Origin of the sequence: Gilliamella sp. Fer4-1, assembly GCF_001690515.1 — a bacterium.
GTDB classification, from domain to species: domain Bacteria; phylum Pseudomonadota; class Gammaproteobacteria; order Enterobacterales; family Orbaceae; genus Gilliamella; species Gilliamella apicola_C.
The window spans coordinates 1-12,602 of sequence record NZ_LZGZ01000139.1 but is presented as its reverse complement, the minus strand read 5'-3'; the positions used below and the strand labels follow the sequence as shown (position 1 = coordinate 12,602).

11 protein-coding genes are annotated in these 12,602 nt (G+C 34.9%); all 11 read right to left on the bottom strand.

The window, feature by feature from the left end; all coding sequences use genetic code 11:
• A partial coding sequence (fruK, locus tag A9G30_RS04860; RefSeq protein ID WP_065588234.1) for a 1-phosphofructokinase occupies positions 1-908 on the bottom strand: 908 nt, incomplete at its 3' end.
• Entirely contained in the window at positions 909-2,111 is a 1,203-nt protein-coding gene (fruB, locus tag A9G30_RS04855; protein ID WP_065588233.1) for a fused PTS fructose transporter subunit IIA/HPr protein, read from the bottom strand.
• A gap of 225 nt (positions 2,112-2,336) precedes the next feature.
• Positions 2,337-3,341 carry a catabolite repressor/activator gene (gene cra, locus A9G30_RS04850; RefSeq protein WP_065582351.1) on the bottom strand — a complete coding sequence of 335 codons (1,005 nt, stop codon included), beginning with the start codon at positions 3,339-3,341 and terminating at the stop codon, positions 2,337-2,339.
• 189 nt (positions 3,342-3,530) lie between these two features.
• Positions 3,531-4,286: an iron ABC transporter ATP-binding protein gene (locus A9G30_RS04845; protein WP_065588232.1), complete on the bottom strand. Its 756-nt coding sequence runs from the start codon at positions 4,284-4,286 to the stop codon at positions 3,531-3,533.
• Positions 4,283-5,254 carry an iron chelate uptake ABC transporter family permease subunit gene (locus A9G30_RS04840; protein WP_065588231.1) on the bottom strand — a complete coding sequence of 324 codons (972 nt, stop codon included), beginning with the start codon at positions 5,252-5,254 and terminating at the stop codon, positions 4,283-4,285. Before A9G30_RS04840 ends, A9G30_RS04845 begins: the two co-directional genes overlap by 4 nt.
• Positions 5,244-6,203, bottom strand: a complete 960-nt coding sequence (locus A9G30_RS04835; protein WP_218057724.1) for an ABC transporter permease — start codon at positions 6,201-6,203, stop codon at positions 5,244-5,246. Before A9G30_RS04835 ends, A9G30_RS04840 begins: the two co-directional genes overlap by 11 nt.
• Before the next feature lie 8 nt (positions 6,204-6,211).
• Entirely contained in the window at positions 6,212-7,165 is a 954-nt protein-coding gene (locus tag A9G30_RS04830; protein ID WP_065588230.1) for a siderophore ABC transporter substrate-binding protein, read from the bottom strand.
• 218 nt (positions 7,166-7,383) lie between these two features.
• Complete coding sequence (gene glnG, locus A9G30_RS04825) at positions 7,384-8,838, bottom strand: nitrogen regulation protein NR(I) (protein ID WP_065588229.1); 1,455 nt, start codon at positions 8,836-8,838, stop codon at positions 7,384-7,386.
• Positions 8,839-8,849: 11 nt separating this feature from the next.
• Complete coding sequence (gene glnL / locus A9G30_RS04820; protein WP_065588228.1) at positions 8,850-9,899, bottom strand: nitrogen regulation protein NR(II); 1,050 nt, start codon at positions 9,897-9,899, stop codon at positions 8,850-8,852.
• A 62-nt stretch (positions 9,900-9,961) separates the two neighbouring features.
• A complete protein-coding gene (glnA, locus tag A9G30_RS04815; RefSeq protein WP_065566349.1) occupies positions 9,962-11,371 on the bottom strand; it encodes a glutamate--ammonia ligase in 1,410 nt (469 codons plus the stop codon).
• A 226-nt stretch (positions 11,372-11,597) separates the two neighbouring features.
• Entirely contained in the window at positions 11,598-12,521 is a 924-nt protein-coding gene (locus A9G30_RS04810) for a DUF4952 domain-containing protein (RefSeq protein WP_065588227.1), read from the bottom strand.
• Between the last annotated feature and the right edge of the window lie 81 nt (positions 12,522-12,602).

Below are 12,602 nucleotides of genomic sequence, written 5' to 3'. Positions count from 1 at the left end.
AGCATATTATTTACAGCTTGGCGCTCAGCAATGCCAACACCAGCCTGTCCAACCGATAGAGCCGCAACACTTGATGCAAAGACTAAAGTGTCTTTAATTGATTGCTCAGTGATTAAACCATACATTAAACCAGCGACCATTGAATCGCCAGCACCCACAGTACTAACTACTTGGCATTTAGGTGGTTTTGCTAACCATGCTTCATTTTTAGTGACCCATAATGCACCTTTACTTCCAAGCGAAATGATGACATTGTCAACGCCGCCATTAACTAACTCCATAGCAGCCTTTTTTACATCATCCAATGTCGATAATTTACGACCTATCCACATTTCGAGCTCTTTATCATTTGGTTTGATTAACCATGGTTTTGCTTTTAATCCTGCGACCAATGCATCTCGACTACTATCGAATACAATTTTTGGACAAATCGCTTTAACTTGTTCCATCCAATTTGTAAATTTATCAAGTGATACTCCAGCAGGTAAGCTACCGCTAATAGCAACCATATCAATGTCTTTTAACCATTCAAGAGAATTTTTTACAAAGCTTTGCCAGTCTTGCTCACTAATAGTAAAGCCCGAAAAGTTGAGATCTGTTACTTCACTACTTTCTTCGGTCAATTTAACATTAATACGTGTACGCCCCGCAATTGTTTCGAATTTATCAACCACATTTAATGATTTAAATAATAAATTAAAGCCATCACGATTTTCTTTACCTAAAAACCCACCGACAGTGAGTTGAACGTCTAAATCAGACAAAACCTTAGCCACATTGATGCCTTTGCCAGCAGCAAGTAACGCATTGGTTTGGACTAAATTAACATCACCAAGCTCCACTTTTGGGCAAAAACCTAAAAGATCATAAGCAGGATTTAAGGTGATTGTTGCAATACGATAAGTCATTTAAACACCCTCACCTAGACCGCTTTCAATCGCTTTACCAATAGCATCAAGTGCTTGAGCCGCATCATCGCCAACGGCGGTAAATTTTAATCGACTGCCTTTTTTGGCACCCAATGCAACAATTTTCATTAAACTCGTTGCACTCACTGGCTCGCCTTTGCCATCTAAATTAGCAACAGTTACTTTACTGTTAAATTCTTTAACGAGTTTGACTAAAACGGATGATGGGCGAGTATGTAAACCATTCTCATTAGGAATAATAAATTCACGACTTAATGATTCATTATTTGATTCGGTAATAGCCGACTCATTTGGAGAGGTTGATTGAATTTCTGATTCATCAGATCCTACAGTTTGAGAACCAGATAAAAGAAGATTGATAAGCCCATCAGTATTTGCTGATAATAGTAACGCTAATTTTTGATTAAAAGCTAAAGTGGCAATGTGATGTATAATTTCAGAAACAGAATCATCAACAACTGACATTGTAATAAGTAACTTAACAGGCTTACCATCTTCATTAAGATTACTCGTGGTACGGCTAATCGCCATCGCATTTTTTAAATTACCTTCTTTGCTATCATTTAACCAAACACCCTCGCCTAGGTAAGTTGGTTTATTATCTAATACATCAGCAATAAAACTTGCATTGACTGCATTTTGCTGTTTTAAACGTGATGCATTTAATGCTTGTAGTGTTGATAAACTATCAGCAGGAATATCCAATAATAATGCAGATTCATTTACAGTAAATTGACTCTCTTCTGGACTTGTTTTGCCAGTTAAAATGGCAATTGCTTCATCGGCCGATTGAATTTTTTTGATTCGTTCCTCTACCCCATCAGCGCCAAGCACATGAGTGAGTTGACGAAGTAATTCTAAATGCTCATCAGAACTTGCTGCAATACCAATTGCAAGATAGGCCTTTTCACCATCATCCCCCCATTCAACACCATTAGGAAAACAAAATACTTGCACCCCTGTTTTTTTCACCAAATGGCGAGTTTTAGTTGTGCCATGGGGAATAGCAAGACCGATACCTAAATATGTCGCTGCTTGAGATTCTCGTTCAAGCATGCCATCAACATAACCATCTTCAACATATCCTGCTTGGGTTAATGCCGATGCAACTTTCTTTATTGCTTCTGTTTTATTTGTAGCTTGCTCATTTAAATGAATATTTTCTTTAACTAAATGAAACATATAATAAATACCTCTGGGTTAAAATGTTGGGTCGACTAAAATGACTCAGCAAATATAAATCCTTGAATTAACATTATTGAATCGTTTCAGCAATAATGAATAAATTAATATTAATTATCAAATAAATTATTTCTATTGATCAATAATTTGTGATCTGGATCTTATTTTTTATTTAAAATTTAAACTGTTTTAGAGCCAATATAGCGTTTGGTGTCTATCAATATCTTAACGGCTTAAGCTACCTCGATAGATCAATCGCCTCGGAATTATTGTCGTACCTGATTGATAATTCTCGTTATGCAGATAGTTTAAAAACAGTTTTATTGTTACATTGGCAACTTCTTTGTGATCTTGTGAAAGCGATATGACTTTACATGGCAAAAAGTCTAATAACTCATTATCACCAAAGGTAGCAATCGTTAAAGCTTCGGGTAGATGTCCAAATTTTCTTAAAATTGCATCAATACTTCCTTGTAATAAAGAAAAAGAAGTCGTAAAAATGCCATTAGGCATTTCATGGTTTTCTAACCATTGACTAAAGGCAAAATCAGCATCTTGACGACTATAATTATTTGCATATAAAAAATCAATTTGACTACAATTATTAAGTTGAATATCTTTAAAACCATCTAAACGAAGTTGACTAACCGATAAGTTGGGCAAAGCCCCAATATAAACTACCGAATCTTCTACAAAGTTATTAAATGCTTGAGCCAGTAATTTAGAATCTTGTTTATCGGCACCTACAATATTTCTAAATTTAGATATGGATAATATTCTATCGAGTGCGAATAATGGAATCTTTTCGTTTTGCCAGTCATCATAAAAAATATAATCCTGAGCAGAAACGAATGATGATGAAATAATCAAAGCATCTACCCTGCGTTGCTGAAGATGTTTGACGCACTCTTTTTCGATTTGTGGATTGTCTTCAGAACACGCGAGTAATAATTGATATCCCTCTTTTCTTACTAGTTGTTCTAAATAATTGGCAATGCGGGTGTAACTATTGTTTTCTAAATCAGGAATAATAAAACCGATAGTACGTGTTTTACCAGCTCTAAGCCCTGCTGCTACAGCATTAGGTTGGTAATTATGCGCTTTTACCACCGACATGACTTTTTCAACTGTTTTGTCACTCACGCGGTACTTTTTGGCTTTTCCATTGATCACATAACTCGCTGTTGTTGTTGAGACACCAGCCAAGAGAGCGATTTGTTCTAATTTCATAACACAATCCCAACTAAATATAGTTAGTTATTTAACCTGAATCAAAATAATTTGTAAATACTGATTCTAATGACTACTCAACAAGTTAGCTGTATTTTACGTTTTATACAAAAAGCCTAAAGATAAAAATGACTAATCAAAAAATAGGATTTAGTTAGATCTTACCAAAAATGATAAGTTCATTAATCATTAGTAATAAATAGCAATATTTTGATCATGAACATTTTCAATTTTGACGGGCGTATCAAATATATCTTCTAAAATAGTCGAATTCATAATTTGTTGTGGGCTGCCTTGGTATATTAGCTCGCCATTTTTCATGGCTAAAATGTAATCTGAATATACAGATGCAAAGTTGATATCATGAATAACAATCACAATGGTTTTACCCAGTTCATCAGCAGCACGGCGCAATTGTTTCATCATAGTAACAGCATGTTTCATATCGAGATTATTGAGTGGTTCATCAAGTAATACATATTCAGTATCTTGGCAAAGTACCATGGCAACATAAGCACGTTGCCGTTGTCCGCCAGATAATTCATCTAAAAAGCGCTCTTTATATTCAGTAAGATCTAAAAAATCAAGTGCACGATGAATATGGTTATAATCATCAGCATTTAAGCGCCCTTTGGTATAAGGGTAGCGCCCAAACCCGACTAACTCAAAAACAGTTAATCTACTGGTAAAACGGTTTTCCTGTCTTAATACAGATAAATAGGTAGCAAGCTTATCACTTGGTGTATTAACTACATCCATATTTTGAATTTTGACTTGCCCTTCGTCAGCGAATAAAAGTCGACTGATAATCGATAGTAACGTCGATTTACCCGCTCCATTTGGACCAATGATAGCAGTAATGCCACCTTGTGTAATTGTCGCATTGACATTTTTCAGCACAGGTACTGTTTGATATTTTTTACTAATATTATCAATTTTTATCACTTCGAAACCTTTTTCAATAATAAGAAGATAAACAAAGAACCGCCAATAAATTCAATGACAATAGATAATGCACCAACCATATTTAATACTCGCTCTAAGAACATTTGCCCACCAACAAGAAAAATAATACCTAATAAAAAAGCAGTAGGAAGTAAAAAGCGATGTTGACTTGATCCACTAATACTATAAGCTAAATTAGCAATTAAAAGACCTAAGAAAGTAAATGGACCAACTAAAGCCGTTGATATCGATACCAAAACCGAGACAAGCAATAAAACAATCGTGATACTTCTATGGTAATTAATCCCTAGATTTATTGCATTATCGCGTCCCAGCGCAAGCACATCAAATTTAAATCGCATTCGCCATAAAACGACACCAATAATTGAGGCAATCACTAATGAAAAGATGATCAATACTGGTTCTGCACGTGTAAATGTCGCAAAAATACGGCTTTGTAACACAGCAAATTCAGTTGGTGTCATTAGTCGCTGCAATAGATTAGAAAAACTACGGAATAATGTGCCTAAAATGATACCAATTAATAATACTAAATGTAAATTTTGCTTGAATTTAGTAAACAAACCTCGATACAAAAATAGAGAAAATAAGATTAATAAAAGTGATTCAAATACAAATTTGCCGATAATACCGATATAAGGAATGCCTTGTGTATCAATACAAAAGATCACAACAGTTTGAATGAGCACAAACAGAGATTCAAATCCCATAATTGATGGAGTTAATATTCGATTATTGGTAACCGTTTGAAAAAGTAATGTCGACGTCGCAGCTGAAAAAGCAACTAAAATCATAGTTAGCATAATCCATGTTCGATGGCTCAAAATGTAACTGATATTGCCCTTAAGACCGAAGGTCATAAAGCAAGTTACGCAAATTAGCGCAATAATAAACAATAAAATTACTCTTTTTTGGCATAAAGCATGACGTTTTTGGCTAACTAACATGGCGTTTCCGACCCAACAATATTAAAAAAATAATAGCGCCAACCACGCCCAAAATCACACTAACTGGAATCTCAAATGGATAGCGAATAATGCGCCCAATGATGTCGCAAATTAAAACTAACCCACTACCAAACAAACAGATCCATGGAATAGTTTTACGGACATTATCACCAAATAATAAACTAACAATATTTGGTACAATCAATCCTAAAAAAGGCAAAACCCCCACAACCACAACCACAATACCACCAATTAATGCAATAACAATAAGTCCTGTCAACATAACAAGTCGATAATTAAGCCCCACATTAATTGAAAAATCTCGACCCAAACCAGCTACAGTGAATTGATCAGCGCTCCAACATGCGAGTAACGTCAATCCACCAACTAACCATAATAGTTCATAACGACCTTGCAAAACCCCTGAAAAATCCCCCGATTCCCAACCACCAAGTGATTGTAATAAATCAAAATACATGGCAAAAAACGTAGTAATTGCACTAATAACCGCTCCTAACATGATACCAATCAGGGGAACCATTAAAGCTGATTTAAAAATTATTTTTCGAGAAATTGCCATGAAAATCATTGTACCAATCATAGCAAACAAACTAGCAACGACCATTTTAGTCATAACACTTGCGCTAGGCGCTAAAACCATCATAACTAATAAGCCAAGGCTAGCTGATTGCGTTGTACCAACCAAAGATGGTTCAACAAATCGATTTTGTGTTAACAGTTGCATAATTAAACCTGCAACACTCATCGCACTTCCCGCTAATAATAAAGCGACAGTTCTTGGCACACGGCTGACAAAAAAAATCTCGCGCATGTTACTATCAGACCATAGTTCCAATAGCGTCACATGCCCAGCGCCAATAAATAAACTTATTGCAGTCATTATCAATAAAATGAAAATGCCTGCAATAATATAAAAGGACTTAATCATGTTTTACATCAATTCGTTGATGTTTTTTGTAAAGCTTCACGAATTTGATCTATCAAACGGCTATAAGTTTGAATACCGCCTGCAATATACATTGAAGTTGAATCTAAATAGATAATTTGTTTATTTTGCCATGCTGCTGTTTTTTGAATTAAGTCGTTGTTTAGTACTTGCTGTGCAGATTGTGCTTCTTTATTACCAATTGCACTATCTCTATCTAACACAAACAACCACTGCGGATTAACACTTAAGATAAATTCAGAGGTCACCGCATTACCATGACGACCAGCTTCTTGGAAGGTGGTTGCAGGTTGAAAACCAAGTAGATCAAACACAAAACCAAAACGAGATTTTGGACCATAAGCCGACATTTTACCACCATTAACCATAATCACTAATGCACTACCTGCGGCGCTTGTCTTTGGTTTTAGCTGTTCAATTTTTTGATTAAAATCATTAATAAGTTTTTTAGCTTCGTTTTGTTTATTAAAAATAGTGCCTAATTGCTCTGTTCTTTGGGTTAAACTACCTAAAAAGTCTTTCGGATCAATATCTAAAGAAAGTGTTGGAGCAATATCATTCAATTTTTTATAAGCATCAGTTGCACGACCACCAGCAATAATAACATCAGGTTGAATTGAGCTTAATACCTCATAATTTGGTTCAAATAAGGTTCCAACATTAGTATAGGCTTTATCGCTATATTTAGATAAGAAATCTGGTAAATGTACATCAGATTGAGGAACAGCCGAGACAGGAATATTCAAAGCATCAATAATATCAAGTGTTGCAATATTAAAAACAACAACTTTTTTCGGATTTTCAGGAACATCTGTTTTACCTTGAGCATGTTCAACAGTAATCGTATTTGCTGGTGTTTGTGGTTCTTTTTTATTGTCACACCCAACTAAAACAAGTAATGCGGTAAGTAAAACTAAAAATTTCACTTTAATATATGAATACATTATAACTCCTAATTATCAGCCTAAATAAAAAACTATAAAACAATGATTATAATAATTATCATTTACATCATGATTGTAACCAAAAAATAGGTAGGGTTCAATGAACTTTATATATTTAACAAAGCAATATATTATTAGAGACAAGTGAAATAAATGTGAAATGGATAAATAGGCTAAAAAGCTATCGATTTATTCGATAGCATAATTCATGTTAATAGTTAGAAAACTTTATTGGGATCACGCGATAACTCTTTAAGTTTTCGAGTTAATGTATTTCGCCCCCAACCTAAGAGATAAGCTGCATCTTGTTTATGGCCACGGGTAAAATTGAGTGCACTTTTTAATAAGATGTATTCAACATCATTTATTGCCTCCGTCAAAATGCCATTTTTACCCTCTATCAAAGCTTGCTTTGCCCACTGTGCTAATAATACTTTCCAATCTGCTTCTTGCTCAGAAAAGTCATTTTCGGACAAAGCCATCGTTTCATTTGTAATAATAGTTTTGGTAGCAGATAACGGCAATAACTCTGGTGGTAAATCTTGAACTAAAACCTCTTGATTTGAAGACATTACCGTCACCCAACGACAAGCATTTTCAAGCTGACGCACATTGCCTGGCCAATTAAACCTACATAAAACACCTAATGCCTCAGGACTAAATACTTTACTTTCTACACCTAATTCTTTAGCTGTTGTATGTAAAAAATGATCAGCAAGCTTTGGAATATCTTGCGCTCTATCACGCAATGGCGGGAGCAAAATGCGAATCACATTTAAACGGTGGAATAAGTCATCTCTAAATTTACCTTCTCTTACTCTTGCTTCTAAATTTTGATGGGTTGCAGCAATAATTCGAACGTCCACTTTTACAGGTGAATAACCACCAATACGATAAAACTGCCCATCTGCAAGCACCCTTAATAGTCTAGTTTGAACATCAAGTGGCATATCGCCAATTTCATCTAAAAATAAAGTACCACCATTAGCTTGTTCAAAACGTCCATGCCTAATTTGAGTTGCCCCTGTAAATGCCCCTTTTTCATGCCCAAAAAGCTCAGCTTCAATTAAATCTTTAGGGATTGCTGCCATATTTAACGCAATAAAAGGGGATTGAGAACGGGGACTATGAGTATGTAATGCCTTAGCAACCAACTCTTTACCTGTTCCTGACTCACCATTAATTAACACACTAATCGATGATTTAGATAATCGCCCAATAATACGAAACACTTCTTGCATGGAAGGAGCTTCGCCAATAATACCTGCTGATGCTTTTGCAGGCGTATTATTACTGGTTTTGTTGCTCTGAGTTTGTAAAATAGCCCGCTCAACCAGCTGAATCGCTTCGTCCACATCAAAAGGTTTTGGGATATAATCATAAGCACCTTTTTGATAAGCATTAACTGCAGCATCAAGATCAGAATGTGCTGTCATAATAATAACAGGTAAATTTGGCATTTGCTCTTTTACATGATGGAGCAATGTTAACCCATCAAGCCCCGGCATTTTAATGTCGGAGATTAATACAGCGGGTTTTTGCACATGTGTATCTAATGCCTCAATAACTTCTTGGCCACTAGCAAAGCTAACACAATTGAAATTTGCATTCGTTAATGCTTTTTCTAATACCCAGCGAATAGAACTATCATCGTCGACAATCCAAACATTCATTTTAATTTACCTCACTGCCTAATTGGCAAATAGATAGAAAATTCTGTATGCCCCGGCCAACTATTAAATTCAATTTTACCATGATGTTGATCAACAATATTATGCGCAATAGAAAGACCAATGCCTGTCCCACCTTCATAACCGCTCACCATAGGATAAAATAAGGTATCTTGTATATGAATAGGAACTCCTGGTCCGTTATCTTCAATATCAATACGAGCACAAAGCCGATAGCGCTGACCATGTAAGGTAACCTGAAAAGCCGTTCGTGTCCTAATGATAATTTTACCAACTTTAGAACCAATAGCTTGTAAAGCATTACGAACAATATTCAAAATCACCTGCTCGATCTGTTCCGAATCATGAATTAAATTAGGTAAGCTTGGATCATAATCACGCAGAATTTCAATATTGATCGGTTTTTCCAAACAGAGTAAAGCATAAATACGTTCTATTGCTTGATGGATATTTTGTTCTTTTTGTTGCAATCGTTGTTGTGGACCTAATAATCTGTCTACAAGTTTTTTCAATCTATCCGCTTGTTCAATAATAACTTTTGTATAATCTTGCAATTCATTTTTGGGTAGCTCTCGTGATAATAATTGGGCAGCACCTCGAAGTCCGCCTAGTGGATTTTTGATTTCATGAGCAAGGCCTCGGACTAATTCACGAGCAGCACTCTGCTGGGCTTGTTGCAATTGTTCTTGGCTAAGGCGTTTGTGATTATTTAACGGAGCCATTTCAATTAAAATTCGAGTACCACCTAATAGTTGAGCTGTCAATGATAAAATATGTAATTCATTATTAATCACTAAATTGACTTCGTTGTCTGTAAAACCTTGATTTTGATTTAATGCACTTAGCATTAAATCAATATCTAAAGAGAAATAACCAATTAAATCGGTCAGGTGACTTCCTAATATTTTTTTAGAACTTTGCGCTAATAATTGCTGTGCAGCCGTATTGGCATAGAGAATATTGAGTTTTGTATCGAGTAATAAAATACTTGTAATCATCGAATCAAGAACAAGATTAGCGTCAGGTTCACTATCAAATATCATCGTTGGGTTCCCGTCCTGATTAGAAGCCACCGCAAGTACGGTAGCTTAACGTTTAAAATACCTTATAAACTATAATACATTTCAAACTCAACTGGATGAGGAGTCATACGTACACGATCAACATCTTGACGTTTTAAATCAATGTATGCATCAATAGTATCATTAGTAAATACATTCCCTCGTGTTAAAAATTCACGATCCGCATCTAATGCATTAAGTGCTTCTTCAAGCGAACCTGCTACTTGAGGAATTAATTTAGATTCTTCTGGCGGTAAGTCGTATAAATTTTTGTCCATTGCATCACCAGGATGAATTTTATTGATAATGCCATCTAAACCAGCCATTAACTGCGCAGCAAAAGATAAGTATGGATTACCTGCTGGATCTGGGAAGCGAACTTCAATACGACGCGCTTTAGGACTGGTAACAACAGGAATACGAATTGATGCAGAACGGTTACGTGCAGAATAAGCAAGCATAACTGGCGCTTCATAGCCAGGAACTAGGCGTTTATAAGAATTAGTTGCGGGGTTTGTAAATGCATTAATCGCTTTAGCATGTTTGATAATACCGCCAATATAAAATAATGCCATTTCTGAAAGACCGGCATACTTATCCCCAGCAAATAAATTGACTCCATCTTTTGCTAATGATTGATGGCAGTGCATACCAGATCCATTATCACCAAACATTGGTTTTGGCATAAAGGTCGCAGTTTTACCATAAGCGTGTGCCACATTTTGTACTACATATTTATAGATTTGTACTTCATCAGCTTTTTTAGTTAACGTGTTAAAACGACAAGCAATTTCGTTTTGACCTGCTGTTGCCACTTCATGATGGTGAGCTTCAACCACTAAGCCAAGTTGCTCCATAATTAAACACATCTCGGAGCGGATATCTTGTGATGAATCAACTGGTGGAAGTGGAAAATAACCGCCTTTAACACCAGGACGATGTCCTTTATTACCTTCATCATATTTAGTACCTGAGTTCCACGCTGCTTCAATATCATCAATATGCACAAAACTTCCAGACATTGGCGAGCCAAAACGAATATCATCAAATAAGAAAAATTCTGGTTCAGGCCCAAAAATAACAGTATCGGCAATACCTGATGATTTTAGATAATCTTCCGCACGTTTAGCGATTGAACGTGGATCGCGATCGTAGCCTTGTAGCGTCGCTGGTTCTAAAACATCACAACGGAGATTTAATGTCACATCTTCGAAAAAAGGATCGATAACGGCCGTTGAAGCATCGGGCATTAATACCATGTCTGATTCATTAATCCCTTTCCAACCAGCAATTGATGAGCCATCAAACATTTTACCATCTTCAAAGAAATCAGCGTCAATTTGGCTAACAGGAATAGTAACGTGTTGTTCTTTACCTTTAGTATCGGTAAAACGTAAATCAACAAATTTAACATCATTTTGTTTAATTAGTGATAAAACTTTTTGTGTAGACATGTATCTTCTCCATTGAGGGCAAATAATAATTATTCAGTTTTTAAGGTATTCTTATCAAGTTGCTATAGTGAATGCAAATTTAATGCCAATTTTTTAACTCTATTTTTAGTGGCTTTATAAGTAGCTATAGTAACATAAATATTATAGTTGCATCAAAACAATGCAATTAGCACCAAAATGATGCGCAAAAATGGTCGTATAAAAAATTAAAATCAATTTTTATATCCTATATATCTTCTCGCAGTGCTTCAATGCTCAAATAAAAAGTTATTTTATTCCAGTCATACTTAATCGTTTCTGAACTAAATACCACGTTATACAGCATATGATCTTTAGGATTTACAAAAGATGTAGAAGGATAAACATCCGTGCCCCAATAACAGCAAATTAATTTAAGTTCACCTATTCCCATGGTGTTAGCTAAATACTGATGTGCTTGTTTTGCATATTTACCTTCAATTTTATAAATAACTTTAAGAGGTTTTCCTTGTCCTTTGTCATTTTGTATACAATCATTATATTTAAAGAAATCGGGCGCATCTGTATCAAATTCACGCAAAAAATCACGACAAGTCAAATCAGGATCATAGTAATAGTGCGGGAAATATTCTGAATGTTTGATTTTTACGTTACGGAGTTTTGTTCTCTTTAACTCAGAAATTTGTTTATTAAATTGAGTTAATGCATGTGGATTATTAGGAAATAAAATGGTAAATAAGTCTGACTTTTGCTTTGCTGAAACATAATGACCATTTGAAACAATATCAACAAACATAAAATTCCACAATTTTTCTTTCTGATTCATATATTGTGCTGCATTTACCTCACTAATCATCAAATCATGATTAAATCGATTAAAATCACGATAAGAATCATAATAAAGATCAATTGCCTTAAATACATCTTGCTTAGTGCCATATCCATTTATTATTAACCAAGCAAAAGTATTTTGTATGTAAAATCTTTTTGTAAAACTAAGATCTCTTTTCATCAATTTAGCATATTCAGCATAAGCTTGATGATAATTACCCTTTTCTAAATAATAATTAGCTAATAAAGATTTTGCTTCAATAGTTTGAGTATCAAATTTATTAGATTCAGAATAATCATCAGCAAATACCTGAGGAATAATGGAAAATAAGACACACACCAAAAAGATAAGTTATTTCAATTTCATTAGTCAATTCCTTAAAATTAAATAAATATAATTTATAAAATAGCAAGATTTTCT